The sequence below is a fragment of the Bradyrhizobium uaiense genome (genome assembly GCF_010811875.1).
Taxonomy (GTDB): Bacteria; Pseudomonadota; Alphaproteobacteria; order Rhizobiales; family Xanthobacteraceae; genus Bradyrhizobium; species Bradyrhizobium uaiense.
This window is the reverse complement of record NZ_VKHP01000038.1, coordinates 31,015-48,295: the sequence shown is the minus strand read 5'-3', so window position 1 is coordinate 48,295 and position 17,281 is coordinate 31,015. Positions and strand designations below refer to the sequence as shown.

General features: G+C 64.2%; 18 protein-coding genes. 10 read left to right on the top strand and 8 right to left on the bottom strand.

The window, feature by feature from the left end:
- The coding region (locus FNJ47_RS12295; RefSeq protein ID WP_163153332.1) for an electron transfer flavoprotein subunit alpha/FixB family protein at positions 1-668 on the top strand (668 nt) is incomplete at its 5' end.
- Positions 669-915: 247 nt separating this feature from the next.
- Positions 916-1,797, top strand: a complete 882-nt coding sequence (locus tag FNJ47_RS12290; protein WP_163153331.1) for a 3-hydroxybutyryl-CoA dehydrogenase — start codon at positions 916-918, stop codon at positions 1,795-1,797.
- Positions 1,798-2,554: 757 nt separating this feature from the next.
- Here the strand turns inward: FNJ47_RS12290 and FNJ47_RS12285 are convergent.
- From FNJ47_RS12285 to FNJ47_RS12270, 4 genes are all read right to left on the bottom strand, one after another.
- The gene (locus FNJ47_RS12285; RefSeq protein WP_057016305.1) at positions 2,555-2,962 is read right to left on the bottom strand and encodes a hypothetical protein; all 408 of its coding nucleotides are present in this window, start codon (positions 2,960-2,962) and stop codon (positions 2,555-2,557) included.
- A gap of 88 nt (positions 2,963-3,050) precedes the next feature.
- A complete protein-coding gene (locus FNJ47_RS12280) occupies positions 3,051-4,391 on the bottom strand; it encodes a metallophosphoesterase family protein (protein WP_235999843.1) in 1,341 nt (446 codons plus the stop codon).
- Between the two features lie 414 nt (positions 4,392-4,805).
- A complete protein-coding gene (locus FNJ47_RS12275) occupies positions 4,806-6,017 on the bottom strand; it encodes a pyridoxal phosphate-dependent aminotransferase (RefSeq protein ID WP_165445655.1) in 1,212 nt (403 codons plus the stop codon).
- Positions 6,014-6,397, bottom strand: a complete 384-nt coding sequence (locus FNJ47_RS12270) for a tautomerase family protein (RefSeq protein WP_163153330.1) — start codon at positions 6,395-6,397, stop codon at positions 6,014-6,016. Before FNJ47_RS12270 ends, FNJ47_RS12275 begins: the two co-directional genes overlap by 4 nt.
- A gap of 105 nt (positions 6,398-6,502) precedes the next feature.
- Between FNJ47_RS12270 and FNJ47_RS12265 the strand changes: the two genes are divergently transcribed.
- A complete protein-coding gene (locus FNJ47_RS12265) occupies positions 6,503-7,360 on the top strand; it encodes a LysR substrate-binding domain-containing protein (protein WP_163153329.1) in 858 nt (285 codons plus the stop codon).
- An 8-nt stretch (positions 7,361-7,368) separates the two neighbouring features.
- Here the strand turns inward: FNJ47_RS12265 and FNJ47_RS12260 are convergent, their stop codons facing one another.
- A complete protein-coding gene (locus FNJ47_RS12260; protein ID WP_163153328.1) occupies positions 7,369-7,737 on the bottom strand; it encodes a chlorophyllide reductase in 369 nt (122 codons plus the stop codon).
- Positions 7,738-7,820: 83 nt separating this feature from the next.
- Between FNJ47_RS12260 and FNJ47_RS12255 the strand changes: the two genes are divergently transcribed.
- From FNJ47_RS12255 to FNJ47_RS12245, 3 genes are all read left to right on the top strand, one after another.
- Positions 7,821-8,396, top strand: a complete 576-nt coding sequence (locus FNJ47_RS12255; RefSeq protein ID WP_163153327.1) for a DUF2975 domain-containing protein — start codon at positions 7,821-7,823, stop codon at positions 8,394-8,396.
- A gap of 10 nt (positions 8,397-8,406) precedes the next feature.
- The gene (locus FNJ47_RS12250) at positions 8,407-8,625 is read left to right on the top strand and encodes a helix-turn-helix domain-containing protein (RefSeq protein WP_021079458.1); all 219 of its coding nucleotides are present in this window, start codon (positions 8,407-8,409) and stop codon (positions 8,623-8,625) included.
- Between the two features lie 69 nt (positions 8,626-8,694).
- Positions 8,695-8,883 (top strand): putative motility protein, encoded by a 189-nt coding sequence (locus FNJ47_RS12245; RefSeq protein WP_163153326.1) that lies wholly within the window; start codon positions 8,695-8,697, stop codon positions 8,881-8,883.
- Here FNJ47_RS12245 and tlpA read toward each other — a convergent pair whose 3' ends face one another.
- A complete protein-coding gene (gene tlpA, locus FNJ47_RS12240; RefSeq protein ID WP_347341658.1) occupies positions 8,884-9,576 on the bottom strand; it encodes a thiol:disulfide interchange protein TlpA in 693 nt (230 codons plus the stop codon).
- 128 nt (positions 9,577-9,704) lie between these two features.
- Between tlpA and argH the strand changes: the two genes are divergently transcribed.
- From argH to lysA, 3 genes are all read left to right on the top strand, one after another.
- The gene (argH, locus tag FNJ47_RS12235) at positions 9,705-11,102 is read left to right on the top strand and encodes an argininosuccinate lyase (protein ID WP_163153324.1); all 1,398 of its coding nucleotides are present in this window, start codon (positions 9,705-9,707) and stop codon (positions 11,100-11,102) included.
- Between the two features lie 92 nt (positions 11,103-11,194).
- The gene (gene lptM / locus FNJ47_RS12230; RefSeq protein ID WP_163153323.1) at positions 11,195-11,452 is read left to right on the top strand and encodes an LPS translocon maturation chaperone LptM; all 258 of its coding nucleotides are present in this window, start codon (positions 11,195-11,197) and stop codon (positions 11,450-11,452) included.
- A 16-nt stretch (positions 11,453-11,468) separates the two neighbouring features.
- Positions 11,469-12,734, top strand: coding sequence for a diaminopimelate decarboxylase (gene lysA, locus FNJ47_RS12225; RefSeq protein WP_163153322.1), 1,266 nt, complete (start codon positions 11,469-11,471; stop codon positions 12,732-12,734).
- Positions 12,735-12,911: 177 nt separating this feature from the next.
- Here the strand turns inward: lysA and FNJ47_RS12220 are convergent, their stop codons facing one another.
- Both FNJ47_RS12220 and FNJ47_RS12215 read right to left on the bottom strand, forming a co-directional pair.
- The gene (locus FNJ47_RS12220) at positions 12,912-13,823 is read right to left on the bottom strand and encodes an NAD(P)-dependent oxidoreductase (protein ID WP_163153321.1); all 912 of its coding nucleotides are present in this window, start codon (positions 13,821-13,823) and stop codon (positions 12,912-12,914) included.
- Between the two features lie 193 nt (positions 13,824-14,016).
- Positions 14,017-14,400, bottom strand: coding sequence for a carboxymuconolactone decarboxylase family protein (locus FNJ47_RS12215; RefSeq protein WP_018268955.1), 384 nt, complete (start codon positions 14,398-14,400; stop codon positions 14,017-14,019).
- 171 nt (positions 14,401-14,571) lie between these two features.
- On the opposite strand from FNJ47_RS12215, the gene FNJ47_RS12210 reads away from it, so the two are divergent.
- A complete protein-coding gene (locus FNJ47_RS12210) occupies positions 14,572-17,205 on the top strand; it encodes a TIGR02302 family protein (protein ID WP_165445653.1) in 2,634 nt (877 codons plus the stop codon).
- The last annotated feature ends 76 nt before the right edge of the window (positions 17,206-17,281 follow it).

Genomic DNA, 17,281 nt, shown 5'->3' with positions numbered 1-17,281 from the left:
CGCGCTTCAAGAACGTGATGCCGCGCGTCGCAGCGCTGCTCGACGTCATGCAGGTCTCCGAGATCATCAAGGTCGTCGCGCCCGACACATATGAGCGGCCGATCTATGCCGGCAACGCGATCCAGACTGTGAAGTCCAAGGACGCCAAGAAGGTGATCACGGTCCGCACCTCGACCTTCGCCGCCGCCGGCGAAGGCGGCAGCGCGGCGATCGAGAACGCCGCATCGGCCGCCGATCCGGGCCTGTCGTCGTTCGTCGGCGAGGAAGTCGCCAAGAGCGACCGTCCGGAACTGACCTCGGCCAAGATCATCGTCTCGGGTGGCCGCGCCATGCAGAGCCGCGAGAACTTCGCCAAGTACATCGAGCCGCTCGCCGACAAGCTCGGCGCCGGTGTCGGCGCCTCGCGCGCCGCGGTCGATGCCGGCTATGCGCCGAACGACTGGCAGGTCGGCCAGACCGGCAAGGTGGTGGCCCCGGAACTTTATGTCGCGGTCGGCATCTCCGGCGCGATCCAGCATCTGGCCGGCATGAAGGACTCCAAGGTGATCGTCGCCATCAACAAGGATGAAGACGCGCCGATCTTCCAGGTCGCCGATTACGGCCTGGTCGCCGACCTCTACCAGGCGGTTCCAGAGCTCACCGAAGCGCTCGGCAAGCTCGGAAAGTAAGCGACAAGACACCGGCTGGATGGGTAAGCTCCAGCCGGTGTTACCATTTTCGAGGCAATGATCCGGAAACGTTTTTCCGAAAGGATCATGCCCGTCAGGAGAGATGGGATCGGGGTGTGATGACCTGTCATCACATCGTGGTCCCGGGAAACGTTTTCCGGCGGATTGGGCAACCCGGAAGGCTTCACTTCGGGTATCGTTGGAATTGGGCAGGCGCGACATGCGCGCCGTTCCGGTGGATGACAAGATGACGGTGGCAATCAAAAAGGTCGGCGTGATCGGTTCGGGCCAGATGGGCAATGGCATTGCCCATGTGGCGGCGCTGGCCGGTTTCGACGTGGTGCTCAATGACGTGTCCGGCGACCGGCTGAAGTCGGCGCTGGCGACCATCAACGGCAATCTGACCCGCCAGGTCGCCAAGAAGGCGATCAGCGAGAACGAGCGCAAGCAGGCACTCGACCGCATCGCCTCCGCTGAGTCGATCGATACGCTGGCCGATTGCGATCTGGTGATCGAGACCGCGGTCGAGAAGGAAGAGACCAAGCGGAAGATCTTCCACGACGTCTGCGCGGTGCTGAAGCCGGAAGCGATCGTCGCGACCAACTCGTCGTCGATCTCGATCACAAGGCTCGCCGCCTCGACCGACCGCCCGGAGAAGTTCATCGGCATTCACTTCATGAATCCGGTGCCGGCGATGGAGCTGGTCGAGCTGATCCGCGGCATCGCCACCGACGACACGACCTTCGACACTGCCAAGGCATTCGTGGCCAAGCTCGGCAAGCAGGTCGCGGTGTCGGAAGATTTCCCCGCCTTCATCGTCAACCGCATTCTGCTGCCGATGATCAACGAGGCGATCTACACGCTGTATGAAGGGGTCGGTAACGTCGAGGCGATCGATGCTGCGATGAAGCTCGGCGCGCACCATCCGATGGGCCCGCTCGAGCTCGCCGATTTCATCGGCCTCGACACCTGCCTGTCGATCATGCAGGTGCTGCATGAGGGGCTGGCCGACTCCAAGTACCGGCCGTGTCCGCTGCTGGTGAAGTATGTCGAAGCCGGTTGGCTCGGACGCAAGAGCCAGCGCGGCTTCTACGACTATCGCGGCGACAAGCCGATCCCGACGCGGTAATCGCGTGAGATTTTGCAACTGACAGGTCCACGTCGTCTCGGCCGGGACAGGCCGGACGAGCCATGGAATCTGGGCTGCCATATGTGACAGCCTGCCTCCGCTGGGGCGCGCTGCCAAAATATCGAAAACAACCCCATGCAAAGTAGCCGGCGGCGTGCCGGCTTGACATGTCGGGCAAATCAGCGGCACTATTCTATTATTCAGAAATAGTGCGGTGCGCCTCACCCCGCGGGCTATGGAACGTGGCCGTAGCGGGAGACGGAGTATTTGCGGCTTTAGTCACTGGGGCGCGTACTCACGCCAGCGGTCCGATGTCCGCTTCCGGAGAATAAGGGACATCGCGGACCCACGGTGAAATCGGTCGAGGATGACCCATTGCGGAAGTCGCAACCAAGTCAGAGCCGAAACCAAGGCAGAGTGAGATAGATGCAAGCGATCATCGAAAGAGCAGGAATTGCCCACACCCATCCTGGCCAAACGTATCGCACCGAACGTCCGGGCGGCGAAGCAGCAACAAGGCCGACCATCAGTGCCCCGAGTGCGGCGGTCGCAACCCACCCGTACCAGTACATCGCAGGAGCCAGAAACCCCATCGCGGGGTCGGCGACATCTCGCGAGTGATGCGTGCCAGCGAGCACGACGCCGAGGGACGGGAAAACGGAGAAAAGGGCAAGGTCCTTGGCAAGTGCGACAACGTAGAAGACCCCGAACGTGGTCCCGAACGCGAATGCAAAGCGGCGGAATGGCGTTGAGGACGTCATGAGCCGAAACCCATAATATTGTTGGCGACGTGGCCGGACAGAAAGCCCCACCAAACGATAAAGGCAAGGATCGAAGTGAGCGCGGTGCGTGTTTGGGCTGGCTCATCATCAAGCGGGCGTCGCCAGCAAACCCAATAGGCGGGTAACAACGCCAAACCGATGGCTGCGAAGTGCTCCTTGAGATCGAAGAAGCCGAGTACGTGCCAGTGACCCGCACGCTCTAACTCGGGTCTGACGTCCACACGGAAATAAAGGTAGATGATCCCACCCAGCAGCGTTGTGGCCACATACAAAGCGACCACAGCGTTTGCAAACAAGGCGGACGGCACAGAACGAAAGCGGCCAAAGAATGAAGGCGGTCGCGCCGCCACCGATGCCCATGCCGCCAAAGTCTGGTGCGTCATCGCGCCAAGTAGTGCTACTGCGATCAATCCGTGGATGATCAGAAGAGCTGTCGCCAGAACCTCACTCCCGTAAATGCCTGCTCCCGGCTCACTTGAAGAGTTCCTCAGCCCCGAACGGTTCTGCCGACCACGGCCTGAACCGATTGAGGGTGAATTTCGTCTTTTGGTCGGGTTGGACATCGACAAGCACGTAATTGTATTCCTCTTTCGGGGCCTGTCCCTTCCAGTAGAGATCGGGCGGATAGTCAGCGGGTACCTTGATGCTCGTGCGGCCGGGGAGGATTGGGTCCTGTTCCGCGCCGCCACCGCCCAGCATCAGATACTTTACGCCATCTACCTCGTAGATTTCGGTGGTGTGGACGTGCCCGTTCAACACGACCACCTCCGTGTCCTTAGCATACGACGCGATCACCTTGTGCGGATTGTCGGGGGCTGGGATTGGACCTAAGCCCGACCGCGCAAACACAGGATAGTGGAAGACAATAAAGACCTTACGAATGCCATTGGCCCTGGCGTCGTCCATCCACTTCTGAAGCTGCGTGATCTGTTCGGCATATTTTGGCCGATCAGCGTCCCAAAGCGAAGGCGAGCGGTAGTCGTACTTGCCGCTCCAAAGATAGATAAAGCGGGTACCTTTGAAGTCGAATTTGTAGATGAGCTTGTCGGGCGTCACGCCGAATTTCTTCAAATATGGCACGGCCGAGAGAACGCCCTCGATTTTTGGATCGGCCCACACCTCGTGATTGCCTACACTCATGAAAAAGCGTCCATCGAGACCGGCTGCGCGCATCTCGTCGTCCGGTGCAGGTAGCTTCTTCAACATCGTATCATTCACGCGCTTCCAGTATGGGCTGTCACTGACAGTCAAGCCCTGATTGCCCCACCATACGGCGTCACCGCTGTTGACCACGAATTTGGCGCGACCGGATTGAACGTCCTTCACGATTTCACGGGTAACCCATTCGCCGCCCTGAAGCCGGAACATCGTGCGGTGCACTCCGGGAAGCAGTTTCAAGTCTTCCACGGATGCCTCTGTCACCCATCCTTTATCGACGGTCAGTGTCATGACTTCCGTTTTGGACGCGAATGGCATGATTACCTTAATCAGCTCTTTTGTGACCGGATCGAAGATCATCTTCACATCCCTCGCCACAATGGCTTCAGCGACCTTCTCCGGCATCACCAGCCCGAACATCTCAACGAAGAACTTGTTGAGGTCCGGCTGCCCTTCCTTGAGCGGGAGGTACATCATCGGTCTGGTGTCGCCGACCGCAGCGAACGAAAACCCGGCCCCTTCGGTAGACGGTGCTTGGGCGGTAGTTGTTTGCGCCTGCGCATTGCGAGTGAGCGGCACGTAGAGTACTGGCACCGTTGCGAGTGCGCCGAGTACAACGCGCCGACTGGGCTCGTTAGGCCGGGAGGATTGCATGTCAATAACCCCTGTTGAGGAGAGCGAATGCGCCGCCGCATGGTGCGAAACGCGTTATTGCCCTTCAGCGGCAGGTAGCCTTGATATAGATCAACGTCGTCACCAGCCGTCGGCATCCGAACGTTCTTCCCGCAATCAATGGTACGACGGTCGGTGTCCTAACGAGGTGATCGAGTGATGGTCACTTCCGCTGTTGGGCCTAAAACCGACACTCCGTGGTCACCCGGCGATGTCCGGTTTTAGGGGGGGAGAGCCGACGTGGCGGATTTATGAGTACGCGCCCGAGCTCTCTTCAGGTCAGTGCCCGCTGCAGCGCAAGCGCTGTCGGCACGAGACCGACAATGACCGTTGTGCCCGTTCCAAGTCCGAGCAGATGCGCTGTTAGCGCCAGGCGCTGGCTGTGTCCGTGAGGCGTCATTGCAATGCCTCGCAGGCGCGCTTCGATCGCCTTGCGGCTTCTTCGATGGTCGCCGACGGGTTGGCGAAGCTGACGCGGATATGGGGCGACAGCCCGAGATCCTCGCCGGGAAACACCGCCACATCGGCCTGCTCGAGCAAGTAGGCGGAGAAATCGCGGTCGGTCGCGATCACCTTGCCGTCGGGCGCACGCTTGCCGATCACGCCGGCGCAATTGACCAGCAGATAGAACGTGCCTTCCGGCGGCACGCAGGACAGCCCGGCGCATTCATTCAGCAGTTCGGCAAAGCGATCGCGCCGCGCGCGAAGGATGGCGGCGCGTTCCGTCAGCACATCCTGCGCACCATCGAGCGCCGCGACCGCGGCGGCCTGGCTGATCGACGATGCACCCGACGTGGTCTGCGACTGGATCGTGATGATCTCGCGGATCAGCGCCGCTGGTCCGGCGGCATAGCCGATCCGCCATCCCATCATGGCGTAGCTCTTGGCGAGGCCGCTGACGGTCAATGTCCGCGGCTTCAGGCGCGGCTCGATCTCCGCAAGCGTCGGCGCGGGCGTGCCGTTGAACACGATGTGCTCGTAGAGCCCGTCGGCAAGCACCCAGATGTCCGGATGCCGCAGCAGGACCGCGGCGATCTCGGACAGATCCTCACGCGAATACAGCGCGCCGGACGGATTGACCGGATTGTTGAGCACTATCCAGCGCGTTCGCGGCGATATCGCTGCCTGCAAATCCTCCGCGCGCAGCTTGAAGCCGTTGTTCTGCGCGCACGGCACGACCACGGGCGTGCCGCCCGCCAGCCGCACCTGATCGAGATAGGGCGCCCAATAGGGGGCAGGGATGATCACCTCGTCGGCGGGCGCCAGCGTTGCCAGCAGCGCATTGAACAGCGCCTGCGTCGAGCCGTTGGTGATGACGATCTCATCCGGCCGATAGTCGAGATGATGGTCGCGCAGCAGCGCGGCCTGCACCGCCTGCTTCAGCTCCGGCGTGCCGTCGACATCGGTGTAGCGGGTTTCGCCGCGCAAGGCCGCGTCATGCGCCGCGGCGATCACATGATCCGGTGTCGGGAAGTCCAGATTGCCCGACGACAACTCGATGATGTCGCGCCCGGTGGCGCGCAGCTCGCGGGCGCGGCGGCGCAGCACCGAGGCGGGCGATGCCTTGATGCCGCGCATCCGCGGCGAGAGGATCGGTGGTGCGGTCATCGGACGTACTGCGCCTCACCGTTGCCGAACGACCAGTTCTCGGGGAGCACCTCGACGAGGTTGATGAAGACGTCCTCGGCGCGCAGGCCGGGGCTCTCCGTCAGCAGTTCGGCGATCCGGCGATAGAGTGCCTGCTTCTGCGTCACCGGGCGGGTGTTGCTGACGGTGATCTGAATGATGACCAGATCGCCGCTGCGCCTGATGCCAAGGTAGTCCGCGCCGTAGGCGAAATTGTCGTCGTCGTGCTCGGAGACCGTCATGAAGCGATCGCCTTCCGGCACATCGAAGGTCTCGCGCATGGCGCGATAAAGGCTGTCGAGAATGGCCTTGCGGTAGGCGGCGGGCTTGCCCCGCCGCAGCGAGACACGGGTCAACGGCATGATGGTGGCTCTCCTGGCGATGGTTGCGTTCAGCTGATCCTAGGGGTTCGTTGATCATTGAAAAATAGTATGATATCGTATTTCAATGATTGCCAATTTAAATGAATGGCCATGAAGGCACTCGACGTCGAGGCGGTGCAGGCCTTTGTCCTGGTCGCCGACCTCAGCAGCTTCACGCGCGCGGCGCAGGTCATGGAGACCACGCAGTCGGCGGTCAGTTTGAAGATCAGGCGGCTGGAAGACGGGCTCGGCCGGCGGCTGCTGGAGCGCACGCCGCGGCTGGTCCGGCTGTCCGCCGAAGGTGCGGCCTTTCTCGGCGCGGCGCGCAATCTGGTTGCCGCGCATCAATCGGCGATCGGGTCGTTTGCGGTCGAGCATCGGCGGTTGGTCGTCGGCATCAGCCACCACATCGTCGGAACGGAGCTGGCCTCGCTGTTGAAGCGGATGAACGCCACCGATCCTGGCCTGGTGATCCAGCTGCACGTCGACACGTCGCGCGCGGTGCTCAGCGCATTCGACGACGGCAAGCTCGATGCTGCAATCGCGCTACGCCACGACACCAAGCGCCGCGATGGCGACGTGCTGTTCGAAGAACCCTTTGGCTGGATGGCGGCGCCCGATTTTCACCATCGGCCGGGCGAGCCGTTGCGGCTCGCCACGCAAGCCGAGCCGTGCAGCGTGCGCGCCATGGCCGTCGAAGTTCTCGACACCGCCGGTATCGCCTGGACCGAGGCGTTCGTCGGTGGCGGGCTTGCGACGATCGGGGCCGCGATCTCCGCGGGGCTCGCGGTCGCCGCGTTGGCGCGCCGGGTGGCACCGGCCGATACCATCGATCTCGGGCCCCGGCTTGGCCTGCCGCCATTGCCGTCGCGCGACGTCATGCTGCACTCGAAGCTGTCGGACGCGCGGACGCGGCAGGCGCTGCGCACCCTCGGCGCAGCGTTCGCGGCGAACGCGGCCTGAGCGGCTTCTCATTCAGTCAGGTGGCACCCCGCGCGCTTGAGCATGTCGCGGACGATCAGCGGCGTTGCCGGTGTCTCGGTCGCGGCGGTGGCAGCCGCGCTTGCGATCGCGTCGCGGGCCTGCTCGGCGTCGAGCGTCAGCTGACGGGGGCAGGGCGGCCGGCTGCGCGCGGCATCGAGCAGCCAGCCGGCGGCTTCGCCGGTGCCGGCCAGATAGGCTGTCAGCGTTTGCCGCGCGGTGGGATTGGTCGCGGCCTGGTCCAACATCGCCCTGACCTGCGCGACCGAGATCTGCCCACGCGATGTCGAAGGCTGAGCGTGCGCAGCGGTCGTCAGCACGAGGAGGGCACAGATGGCGCGGGTCGGGCGGTTCAGCATGAGGCTACCTTTCGATACATGTTGACTTGCAGATAATAATTATTGTAAAACAATAATGTCAGGTCAATAGTCCCGAGGTTCAAATGTCCGCGTCCCTCTCGTCAGAGCTTCCCCAGTCCGCGCGACCGGCGCGTCTTGAACGCATCAGTGCGGTCAGCCGCGTGCTCGCCTATGCGTGCACCGGCATCTCGTTCGTGCTCGCCGTGGGCCTGCTGGCCTATTGGCTGACGAGCCCGGATGAGGCGATCCTGCGCGATGCGGGGCTGACCGGGATCGCCTTCCATCCAATCGGCTGGCTGGTTCGCCTGATGGGTCTCATGGTCTCGGCGTTGCCGCTGGCCTGTCTGATCTGGGGACTGTCGCGCGTGCGCCGCTGCTTCGCGTCGTTCGCGGACGGGCGGTTCTTCACGGCCGAAAACGTCACGGGGTTGCGCGACCTCGCGATCGCGATGCTGGTCTCGACCTTGCTGAAGCCGTTGATCGGCGCGCTGCTCTCGATCCTGCTGAGCTGGCAGACCTACGCACTAGGCAAGTCCGTCGTCATCGCGTTTGGTTCCGACACGCTGCTGGCGCTGCTGTTTGCCGGCCTGGTCGCGGTCACGGCCTGGGTGATGGCCGAAGCCAATGCGATCGCCGACGAGCACGCGCAATTCGTTTGAGGCGGTTGCGATGCCGATCCGGGTCCGGCTCAACGTGATGCTCGCCGAGCGCAACGTGAAATCGAAGGAGCTTGCCGAATATGTCGGGATCACCGAGGCCAATTTGTCCCTGCTCAAGCAGGGCAAGGTGAAGGGCGTCAGGTTCGATACGCTGGAACGGATTTGCACCTATCTGAAGTGCCAGCCCGGCGACTTGCTGCGCCATGAGGACGACGATGCGTCAGCCTGATGCGGTCATGCATTACCCAAGTATTAACTTTCGCGCGCTACCCCAGAGCCAGTTCCGGGAGTACCGCGCATGGACATGATGAGCATGGTGTCGAGCATCTTGTCGATGCAGCAGGGCAACCTGCAAGGCGAGATCGCGACCCGGGTGACCAAGCAGAATCTCGACGCGGAGAGGTCTGCGGTTCAGACCCTGCTCGGCAACCCCTCCACCGCAAATCTCGGTCCCGGTATAGGCGGCAATCTCAACGCCGTCGCCTGATCAGAACCCGGCCGCGGCCGGGGCCAGCGCCGCCTTCACCAGCTTGATCGCATCGTCGCTCGCCCATTCGGCGGGACCGGCGATATTGGCGATTTCGCAGCCCTTGCCGTCGACCAGCACCGAGGTCGGCATGCCCAGCGCTTTGCCTATGTTCTTAAGGTCCTGAAAGACCTTGGCTTTCTGGTCGCTGAAATAGCCGAGATTGGTCAGATTGGCTTCCTTCAGGAAGTTCTTCGGCTTGTCCGGGTCGCGGGTGTCGATGTTGATCGCGACCACCTCGAAATCCTTGCCGCCGAGCTTGGTCTGCAGGCTGTCGAGCGCCGGCATCTCCTTGCGGCAGGGCACGCACCAGGTCGCCCACAAATTCACGAGCACGGTCTTGCCGCGCCAGTCCGAGAGCTTCTTCGGCTGACCGTTGGCGTCCTCGAAGGTCAGGTCGGGCAGCTTCAAGGGCGTGGTCGCCATGGTCAGCGCCGCGACTTCGCCATGGGCGAGCGGGGCGATCTTCTTGGCCAGATCTACCGCGCTGTTGCAGGCGATATCGCCGCCCGCGGGATGCTTGAGGCCGGAGACCCCGACATAGCCGATCGCGGCCCCGGCCAGCACGGCGCCGATCACCAGCGGGATGCGCCACTTGGCAGTCGGCCTGGCACTCGACTTGGCGGTCGGTTCGGATGGGGTCGTCTCGGGCATATCGTTTGTCATCCTGGGTCAGATGTGGCTAAGCAGTGCCGGGAATTACGACCGGAACCGCCATGCTGTTTCGCCGTCTCGGCGCGGGAACAGCAGGGCCTGAAATACAAATTCGTGAGCGAGATGTCATGAGCAACAAGATGTGGGGCGGCCGGTTCTCGGAGCGTCCCGACGCGATCATGGAGGAAATCAACGTCTCCATCGACGTCGACCGTCACCTTTACGCCCAGGACATTGCCGCGTCCAAGGCCCACGCCGCGATGCTCGCCGCGCAAGGCATCATCACGTCAGCTGATGCGAAAAATATCGGCAAAGGTCTAGACACGATTTTGTCAGAAATCGGCAAGGGCGATTTCGATTTCAAGCGCGCGCTCGAGGACATCCATATGAATGTCGAGTCGCGGCTGTCCGAACTGATCGGGCCCGCCGCGGGCCGGCTGCATACAGCCCGCTCGCGCAACGACCAGGTCGCGACCGATTTCCGGCTCTATGTCCGCGATACAATCGACGAGACCGATGCGGCGCTGGCCGCGTTCCAGCAAGCGCTGGTCGCCCGTGCGCTGGAGCATGCCGGAACGGTCATGCCGGGCTTCACGCATCTGCAGACCGCGCAGCCGGTGACCTTCGGCCATCATCTGCTGGCCTATGTCGAGATGGCCGGTCGCGACCGTGGCCGCTTTGCCGACGCGCGCAAGCGGCTGAATGAGTCGCCGCTCGGCGCCGCCGCGCTCGCCGGTACCTCGTTTCCGATCGACCGCACTGCTACCGCCCAGGCGCTCGGCTTCGACCGGCCGATGGCCAATTCGCTCGACGCGGTGTCCGACCGCGATTTCGTGCTGGAGACGCTGTCGGCAGCCGCGATCTGCGCGGTGCACATGTCGCGCTTCGCCGAGGAGATCGTGATCTGGACTTCGCCCCTGGTCGGTCTCGTCAAGCTCAGCGACAAGTTCACCACCGGCTCGTCGATCATGCCGCAGAAGCGCAACCCGGACGCCGCCGAGCTGGTGCGCGCCAAGACCGGCCGTGTGATCGGTGCGCTGTCAGCGCTCCTGATCGTGATGAAGGGCCTGCCGCTCGCCTATCAAAAGGACATGCAGGAGGACAAGCAGGGCGCGATGGAGGCGTTCGAGGCGCTGTCGCTCGCGATCCGCGCCATGACCGGCATGGTCGAGGACCTGGTGCCGGACGAGGCCAAGATGAAGGCCGCCGCCGGCGAGGGCTACGCGACCGCGACCGACCTTGCCGACTGGCTGGTGCGCACCCTGAAAATGCCGTTCCGCGACGCCCACCACGTGACCGGGCGCATCGTCGGCCTGGCCTCGAAGCAGGGCGTGGCGCTGCACGAATTACCGTTGGCGGCCATGCAGGAGGTCGAGCCGAAGATTACGGCTGAGGCGCTTAAGGTGCTCAGCGTCGAATCTTCGGTGAAGAGCCGGACCTCGTTTGGCGGCACGGCGCCGAAGAATGTGATGGCGCAGGCCAAAGCCTGGGCCAAGCGGCTGGAAAAAGAGCGAAAATTGGGCTGAACCGGAAAATTTGGCCGTGATTTCTCAGCCCTCGGCCTCTCGCCAGAGCACGCCAATGTTTGTATGGTGCCGCCCGAATTGGGGAATTCGTTGTGATTAGCAAGAACCGCCTGACCCCCTCGGGATGGGCCATCATTGTGCTGAGCGCTGCAACGCTCGCGCTCGGCGGCTGCGGCCGCAAGGGACCGCTCGACCTGCCGCCGACCGCGAACGCCGCGCCGGGCGATACCGAGGCCGAGCGGGCGGCGCAGCCCAGCGTGTTCAATCCGACCTACGGCTCGGATGCCGCGCCGGCCGCGTCGAAAGGCAACAAACGGTCTTTCGTCCTCGATCCGCTGCTCGGCAACTAGTATCTAAAAGCTTGTCATGAACCATTTCGACTATCGCAACGGCGTGCTGCATGCCGAGGCGGTCAATCTCATTGAGCTCGCGGAAGCCGTCGGCACGCCGTTCTATTGCTATTCGACCGCGACGCTGGAGCGGCACTACCGCGTCTTCACCGAAGCCTTCGCCGGAGAGAAGGCGCTGGTCTGCTATGCGATGAAGGCGAACTCCAACCAGTCGGTGCTGCGCACGCTGGCCAAGCTCGGCGCCGGCGCCGACGTGGTGTCGGGCGGCGAGTTGAAGCGGGCGCTGGCAGCCGGCATTCCGCCGTCGAAGATTGTGTTCTCGGGCGTCGGCAAGACCGAAGGCGAGCTGCGCGCCGCGCTCGCCACCGACATCCTCTGCATCAATATCGAGTCCGAGCCGGAACTCGAGATGCTGTCGCGCCTTGCGGTCGAAATGAAAAAGACCGCGCGCATCTCGGTGCGGGTCAATCCCGACGTCGACGCCGGCACTCATGCCAAGATCTCGACCGGCAAGTCGGAGAACAAGTTCGGCATTCCGATCGCGCGCGCCCGCGAGGTCTATGCCCGCGCGGCGAAGCTGCCCGGCATCAAGGTCACCGGCACCGACGTGCATATCGGCAGCCAGATCACCGATCTCGGTCCGCTGGAAGTGGCCTTCCGGCTGCTCGCCGAATTCGTGCAGACGCTGCGCGCCGACGGCCACGATATCTCGCATATCGATTTCGGCGGCGGGCTCGGCATTCCCTACTACATGGACCGCGCCGCGCCGCCGGCGCCAGATGCCTATGCCGCGATGGTCAAGCGGGTCACGCATAATCTCGGCTGCACGCTGATGTTCGAGCCGGGCCGCATGATCGTCGGCAATGCCGGCATCCTCGTTGCCCGCGTGATCCATGTGAAGCCGGGCGAGGCCAAGAACTTCGTCATCATCGATGCCGCGATGAACGATCTGATCCGGCCGACGCTGTATGAAGCGCATCACGACATCTTAGCCGTGCGTCAGCCGGCGCAGGGCACGCCGACCATGGTCGGCGACGTGGTCGGCCCGGTCTGCGAGACCGGCGACTATCTCGCGCTCGACCGTGCGCTGCCGCAGCCGAAGGCCGGCGATCTCCTGGCGATCATGACCGCCGGCGCCTATGGCGCCGTGCAGTCCGGCACCTACAACACCCGGCCTCTGGTGCCGGAGGTGCTGGTCAAGGACGACCAGTATGCTGTGGTCCGCCCGCGCATCGACGTCGACGCGCTGATCGCGATGGACAAGCCCGCGCCGTGGTTGTGAGGCACTAGCGTGCCGCATCAATAGTGTCGTCCTGGCGAAGGCCAGGACCCATAACCACCGCCCTTGATTGTTACACTGAGCCGGGGCCCAGCTCAGCTGAATCACAAACGCCTGTGGTTATGGGTCCCGGGTCGCGCTTCGCTTGCCCGGGACGACGGCGGCTCTTTGTCGACCGCCTTACTTCGCGGCGTGAGCTCCGCCCTTACCGCCACCCACGATCACCCCCGCGGCCTTCTCGATCGGCTTGATCGCAGCCGTAAAGTCCGACTCCGGTCCCTCGTCGCGGATGATGACTTCCCAGAGCCGGCCGACCGCTTCGGCGACTTCCATCGAAAGCCCGAGCGAGCGCATTTCCTCGACCGCGAGCCGCACGTCCTTCACCATCAGCCCGGTGGCGAAGCCGAAGTCGAAGCTGCGCGGCAGCACCGCGCGCGGAAACTTGTCGCGGCTCGCGGTGTTTAGCCCGGAGCCGGCATTGATGACGTCGATCATCACGGCCGGATCGAGCCCGGACTTCACGCCCATCACCACAGCTTCCGAGGTCGCGACCATCGCGGTCGCCGACAGGAAGTTGTTGGCGAGCTTCATGGTCTGGCCGGAGCCCGGCTTGGTGCCGATGAAGAACACCTTGCCGATTACGTCGAGCGCGCCCTTCACCAGCTCGAAATCGGCGCGCGGGCCCGACACCATCACCGCCAGCGTGCCCTTCTCGGCGCCGGAGACGCCGCCGGAGATCGGGCTGTCGATCTGCACGATGTTCCTCTTGGCCAAGAGATCGTGGATCTTGACCGCCATCTGCGAGCCGACGGTGGAGAGATCGATGAAGCGCTTGACGCGCTTGCCCTCGATCACGCCGCCGGCGCCGGTCGCGACCTCAAGCGAGGCCTGCAGCGAGGGCAGGCTCGCCATCACGGTCTCGACGCGGTCGGCGACGTCCCTGGGCGACGTTGCTGCCTCAGCGCCGCGCGCCACCAGCCTTGCGAGCGCGTCCTTGCGGGTGTCGAACACGGTGAGCTTGTGGCCGGCCTCGATCAGCCGGCGCGCCATCGGGAAGCCCATCTTCCCGAGGCCGATGAATCCGATTTCCATGGTGTTCCTCTCTTCGTCGTTATGCGCGAAGCCGCGTGCCTCACATCCGATGTCGTCCCTGCGAAAGCAGGGACCCATAACCACCGCGGTCAATTGCTGTGCTCCGCTGGAGCCCCAGCGTGTTCTCGCCACGAACGCCTGTGGTTATGGGTCCTGGCTTTCGCCAGGACGACGGCGGTGAGGCAGCAGCGCCTCACGCCTTGTTGTCGAGTTCGGCGAACACTTCGCGCGCGATGCGGAAGCTGTCGACGCCGGCCGGGATGCCGGCATAGATCGAGACCTGCATGAAGATCTCGCGGATCTCGTCGCGGGAGACGCCGTTGGTCAGGGCGCCCTTGATGTGCGCCTTCAATTCGTGCGGCCGGTTCAGGATCGAGATCATGGCGAGGTTGAGCATGCTGCGCGTCTTGCGCGGCAGCTCCTCGCGGCCCCACACCGCACCCCAGCAATATTCGGTGACGAGTTCCTGGAACGGCTTGTTGAAGCTGTCCGAGTTCTTCAGCGCATTGTTGACATAGGCCTCGCCGAGCACCGCCTTGCGGATTTCGAGCCCCTTGTCGTGCGTCTTCTGGTCCATATCGTTTCCTCATGCCTAAGGCGTTGGTTCGGGCCGGGAAGTTACGGGGTCGCACCGCCGCAGTCACGCCTTCGTGTTATGCGTATTTCCCGGTGTGGGTTACGTCGGGGAACGGGTGCCTCAAAGCCGCCGCCGTGCTAGGCTGATCTGCCGGCTACCCCGGAGATTTTATTGAGCGGAGCCAACATCGACCCGTCTGACAACGCCTCACGCGCCGTCCCCGACAGCGATGCGATCGCGCGTTTGAAGCTGACCGAGGCTCTGCAGCGGGCAAAATTCGCGATCGCGTGGGAACGGGCCTGGCCGCATCTGGCGCGGTTCCTGACGGTTGCAGGATTGTTCCTGGTCGCATCCTGGGCCGGGCTGTGGCTGGTGCTGCCGTTTGCAGCACGCCTGGCCGGTGCCGGCCTGTTCGGCCTTGCCGGGCTCGCAGCATTGTCGCCGCTGCTGCGCTTCCGCTGGCCGAGCCGCGAGGAGGGCCTGAGCCGGCTCGACCGCGGCGCCGGCATCCGCCATCGTCCGGCGACCACGCTCTCCGACACGCTCACGAACAAGGACCCGTTTGCGCTGGCACTGTGGCAGGCGCAGCGCGAGCGCACGCTGGCCTCGATCAAGCGCATCCGCGCCGGCCTGCCGCGGCCGCGCGTCTCGCTGCACGATCCCTGGGCGCTGCGCGCGCTGGTCATCGTGATGCTGGTCGCGAGCTATGTCGCGGCCGGCGACGAGCGCGGCCTGCGGGTCGCCTCCGCGTTCGACTGGAACGGCATCATGGCGCCGGCCAATGTCCGGGTCGATGCCTGGGTGACGCCGCCGAACTACACCGGCAAGCCGCCGATCATCCTGTCGAATGCCAACGAGGACGCCAACGCGGCCGACACCACCCCGCTCGCGGTTCCCTCGGGCAGCACGCTCCTGGTGCGCTCGAGCGGCGGCACCATCGACGTCGTGGTCGGTGGCGGCGTCAATGAGGTCGCGCCGGAGGGGCAGGCGCCCAAGGGCACCAACGAGCGGCATTTCAAGATCACCGGCGACGGCACCGCGCATGTCCGCGCGCCGGCCGGTCAGCCGCAGTGGAAGTTCACCGCGACGCCGGACCGCCCGCCGTCGATCGCGCTCGCCAAGGATCCGGAGCGGCAGGCACGTGGCGCCTTGCAGATGTCCTACCGGCTCGAGGACGATTACGGCGTGACCGAAGCGCGCGCGCAGTTCGCGCCGCGACCGGGCGATGCGCCCAAGGATGCAACAAAGGATGCAGCAAAGGATGCCGACGGCAAGACGACGCAGCCGCGTCCGCTGTTCGAGCCGCCGCAATTCCCGCTGGTGCTGCCGAATGCGCGCACCCGCAACGGCGTCGGCCAGACCGTCAAGGACCTCAGCGAGGATCCCTATGCCGGCGCCGACGTGACGCTGACGCTGACCGCCAAGGATGAAGCCGGCAATGAGGGCAAGAGCGAACCGTTCAACATGCGGCTGCCCGAGCGTCTGTTCACCAAGCCATTGGCGCGCGCGCTGATCGAGCAGCGTCGGATCCTTGCGCTCGATGCCAACCAGAACGGGCAGGTCTACGCCGCGCTCGACGCGCTGATGATCGCGCCTGAAATGTTCATGCCGGAGACCGGCTATTATCTCGGCCTGCACACCGTGGCCCGCCAGCTCGAGGCGGCCCGCACCGACGATCAGCTGCGCGAGGTCGTCGCCAGCCTGTGGTCGCTCGCCGTCACCATCGAGGACGGCGACATCAGTGATGTCGACAAGGCGCTGCGCGCGGCGCAGGACGCGCTCAAGCAGGCGCTGGAGCGCGGCGCGACCGACGAGGAGATCAAGAAGCTCACCGACAATCTGCGCGCGGCGCTGGACAATTTCCTGCGCCAGATGGTCGAGCAGTTCCGCAACAATCCGCAGCAGCTCGCCCGGCCGCTCGATCCCAACGCCAAGGTGCTGAGCCAACAGGATCTCAAGAACATGCTCGATCGCATGGAGCGGCTGTCGCGCTCCGGCGACAAGGATGCGGCGCGGCAGCTGCTCGAGCAGATGCAGCAGATGCTGGAAAACCTGCAGATGGCGCAGCCCAATCAGGGCGACGACGACATGCAGCAGTCGCTCAACGAGCTCGGCGACATGATCCGCAAGCAGCAGCAATTGCGCGACAAGACCTTCAAGCAGGGCCAGGACTCCCGCCGCGATCGCATGCGCGGCAAGCAGGGCGACCAGTCGATGGGCGATCTGCAACAGGATCAGCAGGCGCTGCGCGACCGCCTGAAGAAATTGCAGGAAGAACTCGCCAAGCGCGGCATGGGTCCGGATCAGCGCGGCCAGAAGGGCCAGCAGGGGCAGAAGGGCCAGGGCCAGAAGGGCGATCAGGCGCAGCAGGGCGACCAGGGCGGCGATCAGGGTGATGACGGCGACGGGCTCGACCAGGCCGATTCCGCGATGGGCGATGCGTCGGGCCGGCTCGGCGAGGGCAATGCCGACGGCGCGGTGGATTCGCAAGGCCGCGCGCTGGACGCCTTGCGCAAGGGCGCGCAGAGCCTTGCCGACGCGATGCAGCAGGGCGACGGCGACCAGCCGGGCGATAGCCCCGGCAACCGCGCCGGCCGCCAGCAGAGCGGCGGCAACCAGACCGATCCGCTCGGCCGGCCGCTGCACGGCCGCGAGTTCGGCGACGACTACACCGTGAAGATTCCCGGCGAGATCGATGTCCAGCGCGTCCGCCGCATCCTCGAAGAGCTGCGCCGCCGCCTCGCCGATCCGTCGCGGCCGCAGATCGAGCTCGATTACATCGAGCGCCTGCTGAAGGATTATTGAGGCCACCACACATTCCACCGTCATCGCGCGGCGCGCGATTGGGCGATGCGGTATTGCAGAGACGTCAGCAATTGAA